General features: G+C 67.8%; 15 protein-coding genes. 5 read left to right on the forward strand and 10 right to left on the reverse strand.

Annotated features, from left to right (window positions below):
* Positions 1-104: 104 nt before the first annotated feature.
* Positions 105-1,070 (forward strand): LysR family transcriptional regulator, encoded by a 966-nt coding sequence (locus ACM1PE_RS27530; RefSeq protein WP_419341611.1) that lies wholly within the window; start codon positions 105-107, stop codon positions 1,068-1,070.
* An 18-nt stretch (positions 1,071-1,088) separates the two neighbouring features.
* On the opposite strand, the gene ACM1PE_RS27535 is transcribed toward ACM1PE_RS27530, so the two are convergent.
* Complete coding sequence (locus ACM1PE_RS27535) at positions 1,089-2,066, reverse strand: tripartite tricarboxylate transporter substrate-binding protein (RefSeq protein WP_419341613.1); 978 nt, start codon at positions 2,064-2,066, stop codon at positions 1,089-1,091.
* Positions 2,067-2,254: 188 nt separating this feature from the next.
* Here ACM1PE_RS27535 and ACM1PE_RS27540 point away from each other — a divergent pair, with 188 nt between their 5' ends.
* A complete protein-coding gene (locus ACM1PE_RS27540; RefSeq protein ID WP_118932322.1) occupies positions 2,255-3,664 on the forward strand; it encodes an MFS transporter in 1,410 nt (469 codons plus the stop codon).
* 7 nt (positions 3,665-3,671) lie between these two features.
* On the opposite strand, the gene ACM1PE_RS27545 is transcribed toward ACM1PE_RS27540, so the two are convergent.
* From ACM1PE_RS27545 to hutC, 7 genes are all read right to left on the reverse strand, one after another.
* Positions 3,672-4,424: a carbon-nitrogen hydrolase family protein gene (locus tag ACM1PE_RS27545; protein WP_419341615.1), complete on the reverse strand. Its 753-nt coding sequence runs from the start codon at positions 4,422-4,424 to the stop codon at positions 3,672-3,674.
* 147 nt (positions 4,425-4,571) lie between these two features.
* On the reverse strand, positions 4,572-5,789 hold the full coding sequence (hutI, locus tag ACM1PE_RS27550; RefSeq protein WP_419341617.1) for an imidazolonepropionase: 1,218 nt from the start codon (positions 5,787-5,789) through the stop codon (positions 4,572-4,574).
* Between the two features lie 26 nt (positions 5,790-5,815).
* Positions 5,816-7,345: a histidine ammonia-lyase gene (gene hutH, locus ACM1PE_RS27555; RefSeq protein ID WP_059377048.1), complete on the reverse strand. Its 1,530-nt coding sequence runs from the start codon at positions 7,343-7,345 to the stop codon at positions 5,816-5,818.
* A gap of 27 nt (positions 7,346-7,372) precedes the next feature.
* A complete protein-coding gene (locus tag ACM1PE_RS27560; protein WP_419341619.1) occupies positions 7,373-8,791 on the reverse strand; it encodes a purine-cytosine permease family protein in 1,419 nt (472 codons plus the stop codon).
* 66 nt (positions 8,792-8,857) lie between these two features.
* Entirely contained in the window at positions 8,858-10,537 is a 1,680-nt protein-coding gene (gene hutU / locus ACM1PE_RS27565) for a urocanate hydratase (protein WP_118932319.1), read from the reverse strand.
* Positions 10,538-10,739: 202 nt separating this feature from the next.
* Entirely contained in the window at positions 10,740-11,342 is a 603-nt protein-coding gene (locus ACM1PE_RS27570) for a HutD family protein (protein WP_419341620.1), read from the reverse strand.
* Positions 11,339-12,082, reverse strand: coding sequence for a histidine utilization repressor (gene hutC, locus ACM1PE_RS27575; protein WP_419341621.1), 744 nt, complete (start codon positions 12,080-12,082; stop codon positions 11,339-11,341). Before hutC ends, ACM1PE_RS27570 begins: the two co-directional genes overlap by 4 nt.
* Before the next feature lie 209 nt (positions 12,083-12,291).
* On the opposite strand from hutC, the gene ACM1PE_RS27580 reads away from it, so the two are divergent.
* The 3 genes from ACM1PE_RS27580 (at position 12,292) to ACM1PE_RS27590 (ending at position 15,812) form a co-directional block, all read left to right on the forward strand.
* Entirely contained in the window at positions 12,292-12,582 is a 291-nt protein-coding gene (locus ACM1PE_RS27580; RefSeq protein ID WP_041652083.1) for a metal-sensing transcriptional repressor, read from the forward strand.
* Positions 12,583-12,611: 29 nt separating this feature from the next.
* A complete protein-coding gene (locus ACM1PE_RS27585; protein WP_059377025.1) occupies positions 12,612-13,721 on the forward strand; it encodes an S-(hydroxymethyl)glutathione dehydrogenase/class III alcohol dehydrogenase in 1,110 nt (369 codons plus the stop codon).
* Between the two features lie 168 nt (positions 13,722-13,889).
* Complete coding sequence (locus ACM1PE_RS27590; protein WP_419341622.1) at positions 13,890-15,812, forward strand: bifunctional metallophosphatase/5'-nucleotidase; 1,923 nt, start codon at positions 13,890-13,892, stop codon at positions 15,810-15,812.
* A 22-nt stretch (positions 15,813-15,834) separates the two neighbouring features.
* Here the strand turns inward: ACM1PE_RS27590 and ACM1PE_RS27595 are convergent, their stop codons facing one another.
* Positions 15,835-16,959 (reverse strand): glycosyltransferase family 4 protein, encoded by a 1,125-nt coding sequence (locus tag ACM1PE_RS27595; RefSeq protein ID WP_419341624.1) that lies wholly within the window; start codon positions 16,957-16,959, stop codon positions 15,835-15,837.
* Positions 16,956-17,948: a hypothetical protein gene (locus ACM1PE_RS27600; RefSeq protein WP_419341625.1), complete on the reverse strand. Its 993-nt coding sequence runs from the start codon at positions 17,946-17,948 to the stop codon at positions 16,956-16,958. Before ACM1PE_RS27600 ends, ACM1PE_RS27595 begins: the two co-directional genes overlap by 4 nt.
* Positions 17,949-18,038: the final 90 nt, after the last annotated feature.

Below are 18,038 nucleotides of genomic sequence, written 5' to 3' on the forward strand. Positions count from 1 at the left end.
GCGCGCGCGGAACCGGCAGCGCGGAGGAGGGCGACGGCGCCATCCTAACCAGATCCTGGTGATAACTGAAATGCTATATTTTTATAGATTCATCAGGCAAATCTATGACCAAGCGTCCCGCTCCCGATGGCCACGCCGCACCCGTCCGCCAGCCCACGCTGCGCCAGCCCACGCTGCGCCAGCTGCGCGGTTTCAAGGAAGTGGCCCGCCACGCCAGTTTCAGCCGCGCCGCCGAGGCCCTGGCGCTGAGCCAGCCGGCCCTGTCCGCCGCCATCCGCGAACTGGAGACGCTGATGGGCGTGGCCCTGTTCGAACGCAGCACCCACCACGTGCGCCTGACGCCCGCCGGACAAGCCGCGCGTGCGCAGATCGAATGGCTGCTCAACAGCTACACGCAGGGCGCCGAAGACCTGCAGCGCCTGCTGGATACCCAGGCCGCCACGGTGCGCATCGGCTGCATCCCGTCCACCATGCACTTGCTGGCGCCGGTGGTGGCGCAATGGCGCCTGCGCCATCCGGAAATCGTGCTGATCCTCAGCGACCACCTCAACGACGAGCTCATGGCCGCGCTGGGCAATGGCGAACTGGACATCGGCCTGGGCCTGGACTTCGGCCTCACGCCCGGCGTGGCCGCGGCCTTCGTGGCCGAGGACGACCTGGTCGCGGTGCTGGCCGACACCCACCGGCTGGCGCGGCGCCAGGCGGTGACCTGGCAGGACCTGAAGGCCGAGCCGCTGGCCGTGCTGTCGCGCGGCAGTACCTACGAAATGATCGTGGCCACGCTACGCCAGCTGGGCTCGGACCTGGCCGCGACCGACACCCTGAATTACACCGACACGCTCTACAGCCTGGTGCGCGCGGGCTTGCGCGTGGGCCTGATCTCGCGCCTGTACACACAGGGGCAGCGGCAGGACGGCCTGGCCATCGTGCCACTGCAGCGTCCGCAACTCACACGGCGCATCTGCCTGATGGCGCGCGCCCCCGAACAGCAGGCCCGCGCGGCGGTCCGGCTCTGCCACGCCGAACTGGCTCAACTGCTGCGCGAACGCGCAGCTATCCGCAGGCCCTAGAGAGCCGGGCGCGGGCGCTCAGCCGCCCGTCCGCGCACGCCAGGCCAGGGCGCGTTCGGCCCAGGCCTGATGAATCGCGTTCATGTTGCGCGCCAGCGTGGCGGCATCGCCGAAACTCACCCGCGACCCCTGCAAGCGCAGCTGCGTGCGGACCTCCTCCGATTCGAGCGCCCGCGCCACCTGCTGCTGCAGTTGCTCGACGCGGGCGGGCGCCACGCCGCGCGGCGCGAACAAGCCGGCCACGCCGCCGTGCTCCAATCCTCCGAAGCCTTGCTCGGCAAAGGTGGGAACATCGGCCAGGTCGGCATGGCTGCCTGGCCCCGAAATGGCGAGCAGGCGCAGCCGCCCGGCGCTTACCGGCTCCCGCAGTTCAGCCAGGGATGTCAGGCCCAGCGCCAGATAGCCGGCCTGCAAGTCGGTCACCAAGGGCGCGCCGCCGCGATAGCACACTGCCGTGGCCGCCACGCCGAAACGCTCGGCCAGCAGCTCCACGGCCAGCTCCGGCACACTGCCGGGCGCCGGCACGCCCACCGGCAGCGGACCTTCGTATCCGCGCAGATCCTGCAGCTTCAGCCAAGGCGAATCCGCCCTGACCGCCAGCGCAATGGCGCTCTGGTCGGTCGTCTGCGCTACCGCCGCGAAATCATCCGGCGACGCAAAGCCGGCCTGCGCATCGATGTGCGGCACGATGGCCAAAGTGTGTTCGTTGGTGAACAGCAGGGTGTGCCCATCGGGACGCGCGGCCAGCAATTCCTGCGCCGCCAGCAAGCCTCCCGCGCCGGGGCGATTCTCGACCAGCACCACTTCGCCCAGGCCGGCTTCCAACTGCCGCGCCAACAGGCGGGCGATCACATCCACCCCGCCCCCCGGCGGAAAGCCGACCAGGATGCGAGTCAGGGGCACGGCGCCAAGACGCCCTGCCGCCGCAGCGCCCAGAACGCCCAGCGCGAGCGCCGGCAAGAGCCGGCGACGGTGCTGGGATACGCCAGATTGCATAGTCGACCACTCCTTGAAAACGCGGCCCGCCGCCGCGCAAGGCGGCAGGATAAGGAGAAACGCCCCGCAAGGAAAGCCAGCTCGCGACCCGGTCCGCGGGCCGGATCCCTTAACACGTTCTAGAATCAGTGATCGCAGCTTCCGGCCCTCTCCCTCTATCCGGACGCGTTGCCCCCGTGGTCCCGCACATGCTCTCGTTCTCCCGCCATACTGTCTATCCGGCCGGCGTCGGCCTGCCGGCAGCCGAACGCCCAGGCGCGCTCCTGGCCGTCATGCTGGCGCTATGCATGGCCAGCCTGGACACCGCCATCGCCAACACGGCGCTGCCCACCATCGCGCGCGACCTGCAAGCCAGCGACGCGGGCTCGATCTGGATCGTCAGCGGCTATCAGCTGGCCATGGTGGCGGGCCTGCTGCCGGCCGCGGCGCTGGGCGAAATTCTGGGCCACCGGCGGGTCTACATCGTGGGGCTGGCCATCTTCATCCTGTCCTCGCTGGCCAGCGGCCTGGCGCCGTCCTTGCCCACGCTGGTGATCGCGCGCGTGCTGCAAGGCCTGGGCGCGGCCGGCGTCATGAGCGTCAACGGCGCGCTGCTGCGCTTCATCTACCCTTCGCACCTGTTGGGTCGCGGCCTGGGCCTGAACGCCATGGTGGTGGGCATTTCCTTCGCGGCGGGGCCGACCGTGGCCTCGGCCATCCTGCTGCTGGGATCCTGGCACTGGCTGTTCCTGATCAACGTGCCCATCGGCCTGCTGGCGTTCGCGCTGGGCCTGCGCAAGCTGCCCGGGACCGCGCGCGCGCCGCATCGCTTCGACGGCCTGGCCGCGGCGCTGTGCGCCCTGACGCTGGGCCTATTCGTGCTGGGGTCGAACGAATTGGCGCACGCGGCTCCCTTGCCGCGCGTGGCGCTGGAATGGGGTATCGCCGCGGCCAGCCTGTGGCTGCTGATGCGCCGACAGGCCGGCCACCCCGCGCCCATCCTGGCGGTGGACCTGTTGCGCCGGCCCTTGTTCGCCCTGTCCGCCGCCACTGCCGTGTGCGCGTTCGCGGCGCAGGCGCTGGCCTTCGTGTCGCTGCCGTTCCTGCTGCAGGCCACGCTCGGCTACAGCCAGGTGCAGACCGGCTTTCTCATCACGCCCTGGCCGGTGGTGGTGGCGGTCATGGCGCCGATAGCGGGGCGACTGTCGGACCGCTATGCGGCCGGCGCCCTGGGCGGCGTGGGGTTGGCGCTGCTGGCGCTGGGCCTGGCCTCATTGGCGCTGATGCCGGCCTCGCCCTCGGTCTGGGACCTCTGCTGGCGCATGGCGCTGTGCGGCGCCGGATTCGGCTTCTTCCAGTCGCCCAACCTGCGCGCCATCATGATGTCGGCTCCGGCCTCGCGCGCCGGCGGCGCCAGCGGCATGATAGGCACGGTGCGGCTCTTGGGCCAGGCCTCGGGCGCGGCCCTGGTGGCCGCCTGCTTCAACATTTCCAGCACGCACGGCGCCATCGCCGCGCTGTGGCTCGGTTGCGTGTGCGCCGCGCTGGCCTGCGTCGCCAGTTTTTCGCGGCTGCGCTTTGACGCGAGCGAACCGGCGCAAGCCAGCTCGACGCGCTAGGAACGCGCTATTCCCGGACGTAGCACGGGTATAGCGACTGCTGCGCGCGCGCACGGGCCGGATCCACCTCGATCACCACGATGGATTCGGTATCGCTGGTTTGCGCCAGGGGTTCGCCATCCGGCTGGAACGCGAACGCCGTGCCCCCGAATACCTGCCCCGCCGCCGTGCGTCCCGCGCGGTTCGAGCTGACCACATAGCAGCCCGACACCAGCGCCGCCATGGCGCCCGCCGTCAGCCAGCGGCGCGTCGACGCGCTGCTGGCTCGCGGCGCCACGATCAGCTCGGCGCCCGCGCGTCCGTAGGCGCGCGAGCGCTCGTTGAACATCAATTCGGTGCATAGCTGCACGCCCAGGCGTATGCCGCCCACCTCGAACACCTCGAACCCATCCATGGCGGCATGGAACCAGGTCGCTTCGAAATAGCCCGGTTCCTCCGGGAAGTATTGCTTATGGTGCAACCGGGTATAGCGGCCGTCCTGCAGGGCGAACGCCTCGTTGGCCAGCCGTTCGCCCGCATGCACCGGCCGCGACGATACGATGGCCGGCACTCCCAGCGCCGCCAGCGCATCCAGGCCCGCCTCATGCATGCGCACTGACGCCGCCGCGCGGGCCGCGTCGTATCGCGGGTCCGCGGCCAGCCACGGCCCGAACGGCATTTCACTGGTCACCAGAAGATCCGGGGCCAGCTCAGCGATGCGTTCGGCGATACCTTCCCAGGTCGCGCCCTTGGGCTCCAGATCAGCCGGCCCTTCCATCATGCATATCCGCATACCCACATCCAAGTTGAGCGCGCGCCCCCGGACGGGGCACGTCATCCATGGATGGTAGACCGCCTGTGGCGATTGCGGACGCGGGCCGGTTCAAGCCGTCCGTTGCGGGCGTGATCCTGTCCGGATCCGCCCGTTTCAGGCGAGTGTTGTGGCGTCGACCAGCGCGCCATGCCGGACCACCCGCTTGGGCAGGTCGCCGCCTATCCAGTAGGCCAGCTCGGCGGGATGCTGCACCTCCCAGGCAACGAAGTCCGCATACTTGCCTGCTTCCAGCGTGCCATGCGTGGCCTGCAGTCCCAGCGCTTTCGCCGCATGCGCCGTCGCCCCGGCCAGCGCTTCTTCGGGCGTCAGGCTGAACAGCGTGCAGGCCATGCTCAGCATCAACCGAAGCGACAGCGCGGGCGAGGTGCCGGGGTTCAGGTCGCTGGAGATGGCGATGGGCACGCCATGGCGGCGCAACAGGTCGATGGGAGGCAGCCTGGTCTCGCGCAGGGCGTAGAACGCCCCGGGCAGCAGCACCGCCACCGTGCCGGCCTGCGCCATCGCCAGCACATCGCTTTCGGTCAGGTATTCCAGATGATCCGCCGACCAGGCGCCATAACGCGCGGCCAGCGCCGCCCCGTGCAACGAAGACAATTGCTCTGCGTGCAGTTTCACGGGCAGTCCCAGTTCACGCGCAGCCTGGAACACCCGTTCGACCTGTGCCGGCGTGAATGCCAAATGCTCACAGAATGCATCCACCGCGTCGATCAAGCCCTCGACGGCCAGCAGCGGCAGCATGCGGCGCGCGACTTCGTCGATGTAATCGTCCGCGCGGCCCGCGTAGTCCGGCGGCAGCGCGTGCGCGGCCAGACAGGTCGCGCTGATGGTCAGCGGCAAGGTCTGGCCCAGGCGCCGCGCCACCCTGAGCATCTTGCGCTCGTTGGGCAGGTCCAGCCCATAGCCGGACTTCACTTCCAGCGTGGTCACGCCGTCGCGCATCAGATGCAGGGCGCGCTTGCGTGCGCTGGCGTAAAGTTCATCCTCGCTGGCGGCGCGGGTGGCGCGCACGGTGCTGGCGATGCCGCCGCCTTGCGCGGCGATGGTGGCGTAGTCCACGCCTTGCAGGCGCTGTTCGAACTCCAGGCTGCGATTGCCGCCGAACACCAGGTGGGTGTGGCAATCGATCAACCCGGGCGTGACCCAGGCGCCGCCCAGGTCGTGCTCGCGCGCGTCGCCCCCAGGCGGCAGTTTCTCCTCAGGACCGATCCACTCGATGCGGTTCTCGCCTGTCACGATGGCGGCCCGTTCGATCACGGAGTACTTACCCTGCGCCATCGTGGCGGCGTGGCAATTGCGCCAGACCTGTCTCATGCGTAGGCTCCTCTTGCGCGCCGGCGTTAAAGACTGGGCAACAGGCCGGCCGGCACCAACGCCGTCAGACCCTGGCCCGCAATGAGCTGACTCGCCGCTTCAATGTCGGGTGCAAAGAAGCGGTCCCGCTCATAGTGCGCCACTTTCTGGCGCAACAGGCCGCGAGCACGCTCCAGCTTGGGCGCAGTCTTCAAGCCCTGGCGGAAATCCAGGCCCTGGCAGGCGCCCAGCCACTCGATCGCGAGGATATCGCGCACGTTCTCGGCCATGGGCCAGAGCCGCTTGCCCGCATTCGGCGCCATGGACACGTGGTCCTCCTGGTTGGCCGAAGTCGGCAGGCTGTCCACGCTGGCGGGGTGCGCCAGCGCCTTGTTGTCGCTGGCCAGCGCCGCCGCGGTCACCTGGGCAATCATGAATCCGGAATTCACGCCGCCGTTGCTCACCAGGAACGGCGGCAGCTGCGACATATGCTTGTCCATCATCAGCGAGATGCGGCGCTCGGACAGCGCGCCGATCTCGGCCAGCGCCAGCGCCAGGTTGTCCGCCGCCATGGCCACCGGCTCGGCATGGAAGTTGCCGCCCGAAACCACATCGCCCTGCTCGGCAAACACCAGCGGATTGTCGGAGACCGCGTTGGACTCGATCTCCAGCACCTGGGCCGCATGGCGTATCTGCGTCAGGCAGGCGCCCATGACCTGCGGCTGGCAGCGCAGCGAATAGGGGTCTTGCACCTTGTCGCAGTTCGCGTGCGAATGCCCGACCTCGCTGTCCTCGGTCAGCAGATCGCGGTACACGGCCGCCACGTCGATCTGGCCAGGCTGGCCGCGCGCGGCGTGGATGCGGGGATCGAACGGCGCGCGCGATGCCAGCATGGCTTCCACGCTGAGGCTGCCGCAGACCAGCCCGGCCGCCAGCAGGTCCTCGGCCTCGAACAGCCCGCGCAGCGCATAGGCCGTCGAAACCTGCGTACCGTTCAAGAGCGCCAGGCCTTCCTTGGCCGCCAGCGTCAAGGGTTCCAGCCCCGCCTGGGCCAGCGCTTCGCGCGCGGGCAGCCAGGCGCCGCGATGGCGCGCCTTGCTCTCGCCCAGCAGCAACAGAGACATGTGCGCCAGCGGCGCAAGGTCGCCGGACGCGCCCACCGATCCCTTCAGCGGAATATGCGGATAGACCTCGGCGTTCACCAGCGCGATCAGCGCATCGATCACCTTGCGGCGGATGCCCGAATAGCCCCGCGCCAGGCTGTTGATCTTCAGCACCATGATCAGCCGCACCATCGCGTCGTCCAACGCCTCGCCCACCCCGGCCGCATGCGACAGCACCAGCGAACTCTGCAGGGCTTCCAGATCCTCGCGCGCGATCCGCGTCGTGGCCAACAATCCGAATCCGGTGTTGATGCCGTAGGCCGTGCGGCCTTCGGCAATGATGCGCTCGACGCAGGCCACGCTGTCCTCGATCGGCCCGGCCGCCGCCGGGTCCAGCGTCACGCGAGCCGGCTGCTGGTAGACGCGCCGCAGGTCGGCCAAGGTCATGTGGCCGGGTGTCAGATGCAATTCCATTGTTGTTCTCCTAGGCGAGTGCCGGCGTCAAAGCGTATGGGTCGCGCGGACGGCGCCGCGATGTTGCGGCACGGCGCCCCGGCGCGCGAACAGGTAATACAGGATGCTGGGTACGACCAGGCCGATGATCCACGAGATATCCACCCCGCCCAGGCGCTCGACCATCGGACCCGTGTAGAGCTTGGTCGAAATGAAGGGCATCTGCACCAGCACCCCGAACAGATAGATCAGGATCCCAGGCCAGTTCCAGCGGCCATAACGCCCGTTCGGATCCGACAGCGCCTCCACGTCGTATTGCTCGCGGCTCACGAAGTAGTAGTCGACCAGGTTGACCGCGCTCCACGGCACGAAGAACGCCAGCAGGAACAGGATGAAGGACTTGAATGCGTTCAGGAAGGAATGCTGGCCGATCAGCGCCACCGCCGTGGCCGCCGCGACGATCGCCAGCACCAGCAGCGCGCGCTGCCGGCGGGAAATCTCCACATGTCCGCGAAAGCCGCTGGCGATGGTCGCGATGCACATGAAGCTGCCGTAGGAGTTCAGCGTCGAGATCGTGACCTTGCCGAACGCGATGGTGAAGTACAGCAGCGCGGCCGTGGCTCCCGTGCCGCCCAGCCCCACGATGTAGGCAACTTCGCGCCCGGCGAACTGGCCGGCCGCCATGGCCGCGGCCAGCACGCCCAGCACCATGGCGATCTGCGCGCCCAGCACCGAACCCAGTCCTACCGCCAGAAAGGTCTTGAACGACGAGGTCCGGCTCGGCAGATAGCGCGAATAGTCCGCGACGTACGGGCCGTAGGCGATCTGCCACGATGCCGCCAGCGAAACCGCCAGCAGGAAGGAACTCCAGGTGAAATGGCGGATCTGCAGCAACTGGCCCACGTCGCCCAGCGCGATGACGCGGCTGAACAGGTAGAAGAAGGCAGTGATGCCCAGCACCGTCGCGATCCGTCCGATGATGTGGATCATGCGGTAGCCGAACAGCGTCACCCCGACGATCACCGCGGCGAAGATCAGGATGCCGGCCGTATCGCTCACGCCGAACAGCTGGCCCAGGGCCTGCCCCGACAGCACCGTGCCCGTGGCCGTGAATCCCAGGTACATCAGGCACACCAGCACGATGGGTATCGCCGCGCCATAGACGCCGAACTGCACCCGGCTGGATATCATCTGCGGCAATCCCAGCTTGGGTCCCTGGGCCGCATGCAGCGCCATGACCGCGCCGCCGAAGACCTGTCCGACGAACAGCCCGATCAGCGACCAGAAGACGTCTCCGCCCAGCACCACCGCCAGCGCTCCGGTGATGATGGCGGTGATCTGGAGATTGGCGCCCATCCACAGCGTGAACTGGCTGTAGAGCTTGCCGTGACGCTCCGTTTCGGGGATGAAATCGATCGAGCGCCGCTCGATGAGCGGTCCTCTTGCTGCCTGGCTGTCCTGAGTCATTATGTCGTCCCGGTCATGGCGATTGGACGGGCGCGGTCACGGCCCGCGGGTATGGGCAGCGCGGTATCAGCGCTTGCCCGCAAGCATGGGCAGATTGAGGTTCTGCTCCTGCGCGCATTCAATGGCGGCCGCGTAGCCCGCGTCGGCGTGGCGCATGACGCCCGTGCCCGGGTCGTTGGTCAGCACGCGGGCGATGCGTTCGGCGGCCTCGTCCGTGCCGTCGCACACGATGACCATGCCGGCATGCTGCGAGAAGCCCATGCCCACGCCGCCGCCATGGTGCAGCGACACCCAGGTCGCGCCGCTGGCGGTGTTCAACAGCGCGTTCAGCAGCGGCCAGTCCGACACCGCGTCCGAGCCGTCGCGCATGGCTTCGGTTTCACGATTGGGGCTGGCGACCGAGCCGGAATCCAGGTGATCGCGGCCGATGACGATGGGCGCCGACAGCTCGCCCGTGCGGACCATTTCATTGAACGCCAGGCCCAGCCGGGCGCGCTGGCCCAGGCCCACCCAGCAGATGCGCGCCGGCAGCCCCTGGAAGCTGATGCGTTCGCGCGCCATGTCCAGCCAGCGGTGCAGGTGCGCGTCGTCGGGGATCAGTTCCTTGACCTTGGCATCGGTCCTGTAGATGTCCTGCGGATCGCCCGACAGCGCTGCCCAGCGGAACGGGCCCACGCCACGGCAGAACAACGGCCGGATGTAGGCGGGCACGAAGCCCGGAAAATCGAACGCGTCCGCCACGCCTTCTTCCTTGGCCATCTGGCGGATGTTGTTGCCGTAGTCGAAGGTCGGAACGCCCTGGCGCTGGAAGGCCAGCATGGCCTGCACGTGCACCGCCATGGACTGCTTGGCGGCCTTGATGACCGCGGCCGGCTCGCGCTTGGCGCGCGCGCGGTAGTCCTGCCAGGTCCAGCCCGCCGGCAGATAGCCGTTCAGCGGATCGTGCGCGCTGGTCTGGTCCGTCACCATGTCCGGCCGCACGCCGCGGCGCACCAGCTCGGGCAGGATCTCGGCGGCATTGCCGCACAGGGCGATGGAGACGGCGCGCCCTTCCTGCGTGTACTTGGCGATGCGCGCCAGCGCGTCGTCCAGGTCGCGCGCCTGTTCGTCGACGTAACGGGTGCGCAGGCGGAAGTCAATGCTGGTCTGTTGGCATTCGATGTTCAGCGAGCAGGCGCCGGCCAGCGTGGCCGCCAGCGGCTGCGCGCCACCCATGCCGCCCAGGCCCGCGGTCAGCACCCAGCGCCCCTTGAGGTTGCCGCCGTAGTGCTGGCGGCCCGCCTCGACGAAGGTTTCGTACGTGCCCTGCACGATGCCCTGGCTGCCGATGTAGATCCAGCTGCCTGCGGTCATCTGGCCGTACATGGCCAGGCCCTTGGCGTCCAGTTCGTTGAAGTGCTCCCAGGTGGCCCAGTGCGGCACCAGGTTGGAGTTGGCGATCAGCACGCGCGGCGCGTTGGCGTGGGTCTTGAAGACGCCCACCGGCTTGCCGGACTGCACCAGCAGGGTTTCGTCCTCGTTCAGGTTCTTGAGCGACTCGACGATCTTGTCATAGCAGTCCCAGTCGCGGGCGGCGCGGCCGATGCCGCCGTAGACCACCAGTTCCTTGGGATTCTCGGCCACGTCGGGGTCCAGGTTGTTCATCAGCATGCGCAAGGGGGCTTCGGTCAGCCAGCTCTTGGCATTCAGTTGCCTGCCGCGCGGGGCGCGGATAACGACGTCGCGGTATCGGTTCGAGTGTTCCAAGAGGCTCTCCTTGATCAGTTCGGTTGCACGCCGTCGCAGGCGCTGCGCCAGTCTGAATCATAGGATGCCTATGCTTGTATATACAAGCTGATGGGAGTCGATTTTTCCTCGGGGATTACCCGAACGAAAAACCGGGACGATGACGTCCCGGTTTTCATGGAAACAGTGGAATGCCGCCGCCCGCTGGCGGCCCCGCCTCCAGTCAGACCTTGCGCGGCAGCAGTTCGATCACGCAGGCATCCAACGGCGCCTCGGCTTCCAGGCGGTACTCGGCCAGGCCGCCCGACGATGCGGCATGCAGGCAGTCGTAACGCGACGGCAGCGCATGCGGCGCGCCATTGATGCGCAAAACGAGCGCGCCGCCCGCCGTCAGCACCAGCACCTCGGACGCGGCGCTATGGAATGCCCACGGACCCGCGCCCGCCACCCATTGCAGCCGGGCATGCCAGCGCGCCGGCGCATAGATCAGGTTGAAATCGCGTATCGGTCCGTTCAACAGGCGGCACTGCACCTGCGCATCGCCCGCAAAGGCATAGGCCTGCCGCGGCGCCAGCGGCGCCTGTGCGCGGCCGTCCACGGTGAGTTCTATGCCCTGGCCTTCGAGCACGGTGATGATGCGCTGATAGCCCGTGAAGGCGGAAAACCCGCCGTCCTGCGCCACGTCGGCGATAGACAGCCGCCAGTCGAACGCGGCGGCGCTGCCGCCCGGATTGCAGGCGACTTCCTGCGTGGTGCCGCCGCCATTGCGCCAGGGCATGCGTGGATAGTCGGCGGCGCGGTACAGATGAACTTCGGGTTGCTTCATGTGGTGAACTTGCCTTCCAGGCGATGCCGGGAACCAGGGTGAATCAAACGGGCCAGGGTGACGGCGCGGTCGCCCGACCAAGTGCGGCGGCTGATCAGCAGACAGGGCTCGTCGCGCTCGATCTGCAGCAGCTGGCATTCGCGCGGCTTGGCGAGGATGGCTTCGACCACGTGCTCGCCTTCGCTCAGCGGCGCCACGCGCGTCAGGTATTCATAGGGCGTGCTCTGCGTGAAATCCTGCTTCAGATAGTCAGGCGCCAGACGCACGTTGACGTAGCGATCCTCTAGCTGGATCGGCAGGTCGTCCTCGTAGTGCACGATGACCGAGTGATACACCGGCTGCCCGGCGCGGATATCCAGCGCCAGCGCCTGTTCGGCGCCTGCGGGCTCTTCGGCCAGGCGCACCACGCGGCTGTGGTGGCAATGGTTGCGCGCCGCGATCTCGTCGGCGATGTTGTTTACGGCGAACAGCGCCGAGCGCGCCTTGGGCTGGGCCACGAAGGTGCCCACGCCCTGCATGCGTACCAGCAGCCCCTCGGCCGTCAACTCGCGCAAGGCGCGATTGATGGTCATGCGGCTGAACCCGAGCTCATCGACCAGTTCGCTTTCCGACGGCACACGGTAATGTTCCGGCCACGCGCCGCTGCGGATCTGCTGCGCGATCATCTGCTTGACCTGCGCATAAAGCGGCGCAGGCGGCGCATTGGCCTGAACGGGCAATTTGGGGGGGTTGGAAGCCATGGGAGATCCTGTAATGCGGCGCAAGGCGACGGACGGCGATCAGCGCCTAGTATAGACAGGTACAGACGGCTATCGGACCCGCGTACCGCGCCCGCACCGGGCTTGTCGCCCGCGCCGCGCCTAGGCATGGTTCCCGGCGCGGGAGTACCGTAGTGGACGTGGGCAGCCAGATTTCCTATACTCCCCCCCTGTATTTATCGGAGCCTGCCGTGCCGCACTCCCCGGAAGAGAAAAAACGCGTCGTCACCCGCTTGCGCCGCATCCAGGGCCAGGCGCTGGCGCTGGAACGAGCCGTGAACGAAGGCACGGAATGCGGCGCGTTGCTGCAGCAACTGGCCGCCTTGCGCGGCGCCGCCACCGGCCTGATGGCCGAGGTGCTGGAAAGCCATCTGCGCGAAACCTTCCTCCAATCCGCCCAGGGCGGCCGCCAGGACGCCACGATCGAACCCGAAGCGGAGATCGATCTCTTGATGCGCCTGGTCCGTTCCTATTTGAAATAACGCCATCTGACATACGTGGAGCCCTAGCTATGAAATCACGCGCAGCAGTCGCATTCGGACCCGGCAAGCCGCTGGAAATCGTTGAAATCGACGTCGCGCCGCCGCAGCGCGGCGAGGTGCTGGTGAAGATCACCCACACCGGCGTCTGCCACACCGACGCCTTCACCCTCAGCGGCGACGACCCTGAAGGCCTGTTCCCCGCGGTGCTGGGCCACGAAGGCGCGGGCGTGGTGGTCGAAGTCGGCGAAGGCGTGACCTCGCTGAAACCCGGCGACCACGTCATCCCGCTCTACACCGCCGAATGCCGCGAGTGCAAGTTCTGCCTGTCCGGCAAGACCAACCTGTGCCAGAAGGTGCGCGCCACCCAGGGCAAGGGCGTCATGCCCGACGGCACCTCGCGCTTCAGCTACGAAGGCAAGCCGCTCTACCACTACATGGGCTGCTCCACTTTCAGCGAGTACACGGTGGTCAACGAGATCTCGCTGGCCAAGATCAACCCGGCCGCTCCGCATGAAAAGGTCTGCCTGCTGGGCTGCGGCGTCACCACCGGCCTGGGCGCCGTGCACAACACCGCCAAGGTCAAGGAAGGCGACACCGTCGCCGTGTTCGGCCTGGGCGGCATCGGCCTGGCCGTGATCCAGGGTGCGGTGCAGGCCAAGGCCGGCCGCATCATCGCCGTGGACACCAACCCCAACAAGTTCGTGCTGGCCAGCGCCATGGGCGCGACCGACTGCGTCAACCCCAAGGACCACGACAAGCCGATCCAGGACGTCATCGTCGAAATGACCGACGGCGGCGTGGACTTCTCGTTCGAGTGCATCGGCAACGTGCACGTGATGCGCGCCGCGCTGGAATGCTGCCACAAGGGCTGGGGCGAGAGCATCATCATCGGCGTCGCCGGCGCCGGCCAGGAAATCAGCACGCGTCCGTTCCAGCTGGTCACCGGCCGCGTCTGGCGCGGATCGGCCTTCGGCGGCGTCAAGGGCCGCACGCAGTTGCCGGGCATGGTGGAAGACGCCATGAGCGGCAAGATCGACCTGGATCCGTTCGTGACCCACACCCTGCCGCTGGAACGCATCAACGAAGCCTTTGACCTGATGCATGAAGGCAAGTCGATCCGCACGGTGATCCACTACTAAGCCCGCATCTTGCGGCAACGACGGGCCCGGCGCGGCATGCGCCGGGCCCGTTGCTTTTCCATGACAGGCGTGCGACATGTCGCGCGCAACATGACAACACTGTCATTCATTTCCGCGTCATCTTGACCCGCGACCATTCGCCCTCCGATGATAGAGGGGTACACGCGAATGAACACGTGGAAGAGGAACGCGGGCGCGGCCATGCTGAGCGCCCTGGCGCTTCTGGCCGGCTGCGGCGGCGGCGATGGCGATGACGACAAGGTCGTCGAACAGCCCGAACAGCCCGCGCCCGGGCGGCCGATGGAACTGACGATCCTGCACATCAACGATCACCATTCCAACCTGGACAGCAAGAAGAAGGACCTCAAGCTCAAGAACGCTTCCGGCGCGCGCGTCGCCGTGAACGCCGATACGGGCGGCTTTCCGCGAGTGACCGGCGCGATCAACGCGCTGGCTGCGCAATCCGCCAACGTGCTCAAGCTGCACGCGGGCGACGCCACCACCGGCACGCTGTACTTCAACCGCGCGGGCGAACCGGGCGAGGCCGACGCCGCCATGATGAACACCGTCTGCTTCGACGCCATGACCCTGGGCAACCACGAGTTCGACAAGGGCGACAGCGGCCTGAAGCGCTTCATCGATCTGCTGCACGCGGGCGCCTGCCAGACGCCCGTGCTGAGCGCCAACGTCACATTCGCCGCCGGCTCGGCGCTGAACCCCTCGCGCGCCCCCGGCATGGTCAAGCCCGCCGTGGTCCTCAAGCGCGACGGCCAGGATATCGGCCTGGTCGGCCTGACCATCGCCGCCAAGACCCAGCAGTCCTCCAGCCCGGACGCCGGCACCGTGTTCTCGGACGAGACCATCGCCGCGCAGCAGCAGATCGACGCGCTGCGCGCGCAGGGCGTGAACAAGATCGTGGTGATGAGCCACATCGGCTACGGCTATGACAAGCAGGTGATCGCGCAGCTGAGCGGCGTGGACGTGGTGGTGGGCGGCGACTCGCACACGCTGCTGGGTCCCGCCTCCATGGCGGACTATGGCGTGGGGTCGCCAGCGGGCGCCTATCCCACCGTACTGCAGGACAAGGACGGCAAGCGCGTCTGCCTGGTGCAGGCCTGGGAATACTCGCAGGTGGTCGGCGAGCTGAAGGTCAGCTTCGACGCCAATGGCGACGTCACCGCATGCGCCGGCACGCCGCACGTGCTGATGGACGGCCCGCTGAAGGTCGCCGGCGCCGCGCCCTCGGCGGCTGACGAAACCGCGATCCAGGCGGACGTGCAGGCCAGCGGCTTCTTGCGCATGCAGACGCTCGACGCGCAGGCCGCTTCCGTGCTGCAGCCGTTCAAGGCCCGCGTCGACCAGTTCAGCCGCAGCCTGGTCGCTTCGGTGCCGCAGGAACTATGCTCCCGGCGCGTGCCGGGCGGTCCCGGTACGCGCGACTACAGCCGCTCCAGCGCCGCCTGCAATACGCTGGGCAGCGTCAGCCTGCGCGGCGGCGACATCCAGCAGCTGGTGGCCCAGGCCTACCTGGACGTGGCCAACGCCAGCTACGGCGGCGCCGACATCTCGCTGCAAAGCGGCGGCGGCGTGCGCGTGCCGCTACTGGGCAACGTCACGGCGGCCAATGTGATCGAGGTGGTGCCTTTCGGCAATATGCTCTGGCGCCTGGACGTGACCGGGGCCGAGGTCAAGAGCATGCTGGAAGACGGCATGCAGGCGGTCTACGGCGCGGGCGGCTCCACCGGCCCCTATCCGTACGCCGGCGGCCTGCGCTGGGACGTGAATGCGGCCCAGGCCCAGGGCAGCCGCGTGTCCAACATCGAAGTCCGGGATCAGGCCAGCGGCAACTGGCTGCCGCTGGACCCAAGCCGCAGCTACAAGCTGTTCGTGCTGAGCTTCAACGCCACCGGCGGCGACGGCTACAAGACCCTGGCCAACGTGCCGGCCTCGCGCCGGCAGGACATCGGCGTGCTGGACGCCGACGTGTTGCAGGCCTACATCGACAAGCAGGCCAAGGACCCCGTCAGCGGCCTGCCGGTGCTGAACCTGCTGCCCGTGAGCCTGTACAGCACCAAGACGTACACCGAATAACGGCGGACGCCGGGCGCGGCCCTCAGGCCGGCTGCGCCTGGCTTTCGCGATAGACGCGTTCGGTCTTGCCGACGAACGTGCTCAGCGAAAATTCCCGCAACGCCGTGCTGCGGGCCTCGGCGCCCATCACGCCCAAGGCCTCGCGGTTTTCCAGGATCTTCGACAGCGCTTCGACGATGCTGTCCACCGAGGCCGGCGGCACCACCCAGCCGTCGCGGCCATCGGTGACGTTTTCGGGCAGTCCGCCCACCGCGCTGACGATCACCGGCTTGCCGGCGGCCATCATCTCGCGGCAGGCGAAGGAAATCGTCTCCAGCTTCGAGGACAGCACAAAGCCCACGTCCAGCGCCGACAGGAAGGGGCCGACATCGTCCAGCAGGCCGGTGAACACCACCTGGTCCGACATGCCCAGCTCGCTGACGCGGCGCATCTGCTCGCCGTCCGGCAGTTTTCCGGCGATCAGCACCACCACCTGGCGCCGCTTGCTTTCAGGCAGCATGGACACGGCAGTCACCATGTCCAACCAGTTCTTGTAGACCGCGGTGCCGGCATTGCTGCCAATGACCAGGCGGCCTTGCATGCCCTCGGGCAGGAGACTGCCGCGCGCTTGCGCCACTTCGCGCCGCGACGCCGGGCTGCACTTTTCCGTATCCACGCCGTTGTGCACCACGCGCAGGTCTTCGTTGCGGAAGACCGACTGCTTCATGCGGCGAAACGTATGGGTGCACACGCAGATGACGCGGTTGGTGCCCCACTTGGCGCGCACCCGCGCGCCCAGGCTGTTGGCGCTGCGGTCGGTATGCTGGGTGTACACCATGAAGGGACGCCGCGTGCCCATGCCCATGGTCGCCAGCATGCACAGGCGATGGTCGGCGGAGCCGTTGGCGTGGACCACGTCGAACTTTTCGTCGCGCAGCAAAGCCCGCAGGCGGCGCAGCGCGCGCAGCTGCTGCAGCGGCCGGCCCTTGAACTCCAGGTCCAGCGTGCGCACGCCGGGCAGCGCAGCGGCCTCGGCCAGCAGGCGGCTGCTGGCGGGCGCCGCCACCGTCACCTCGGACTTTTCGCACAGAATGCGCGCCAGCGACATTACGTAGGTAGTGTGGCCGCCGCCATCGCCTTGGTGGAAATTGGTGTACAGAATCTTCATGGGGTCATACTCGATAACGGCTGCGCGGGCAGCAGGCAGCTCCAATCGCGCTTCTCGAACACGTCGCTCCCCAGCCGGCTGGCGAGCGACAGGTTGTAGACCTTGATGCCGCGTGCGCCAAGCAGCCGGCTGGCTTGCCGGAATGCGGGTTCGATGTGTCCGGAGAATTGCCGGTCCAGCGCGGTGGACAGCTGCGTTGCCGCGCTTTCATAGAAACGGGGTCCCGCCGCGGCCGTCAGGTCCAGGCCGTGCAGGTAGATGGTTTTCGCGCCCAGCCACGCCAGCAGCTGCAAGCCCGTATAGGCGACGGTGCCGCCGCCGAACAGGCCGCGCGGCGGGTCCAGGCTGAAGCCGTGCGCATGTACCGGATTGCGCGCATCGAACAGCACCAGTCCGGGGTCGCCGGCCAGGCGCGCTTCCAGCTCCTCGGGGCGCGCGCGCGGCTGCAGCGCGCGCTGATGCACCTCTTCGAACAGCGCAATGCGGCAGCGCACGTCCTTGCGGTCGAACAGGAAGCCTATCCAGCGGTAGACCTCGGGCGTGACGAACAACGTCAGGTCCTGCGCCAACACTTCCGCCACCAGATCGCGCCTGCGGTTGACGAAACCCGCATCGAGCATCGCGTAATAGACAAAGCGCAGGGTAGGGTGCTGACGCCGCAGCGCGATCGAGCCGTTGACGCCCATCGCCACATCCAGGCGGCAACGCGCGTAGTCGATCCGAGCCACCGAAGGGCCGCTCAGTATCAGATGGGCGTCGGCGCCGATGTCGCGCGGCAGTTGTTCCAGCGGGGTGATGGCGGGGCCTTGCACGCCACGCAGTTCGCAACCTGTCAGCCGCTCTTGCGCATCGCGCCGCAACGTCACGAAGGGCCACAAGGTTTCGTTGTGCCGGTACGCGGCGGGCCGGGTGTGGCGGTAGAAGTAACGCAGGCTCTTGGTCAGCGGACGCGAACACAGCAAGCGTGGAATGAGCCCGGGACTAGGCATGAGCAATGTTGCGCGGAAGCCGCGAAATAACCTGGTGAGCGGCGAATTCTACGCAGGCGGGCCTGTCGAAAAAGCGAGTGAACCCTTGAA

This window comes from Achromobacter sp. PD1 (assembly GCF_048541815.1).
Classification (GTDB): Bacteria; Pseudomonadota; Gammaproteobacteria; order Burkholderiales; family Burkholderiaceae_B; genus Achromobacter; species Achromobacter bronchisepticus_A.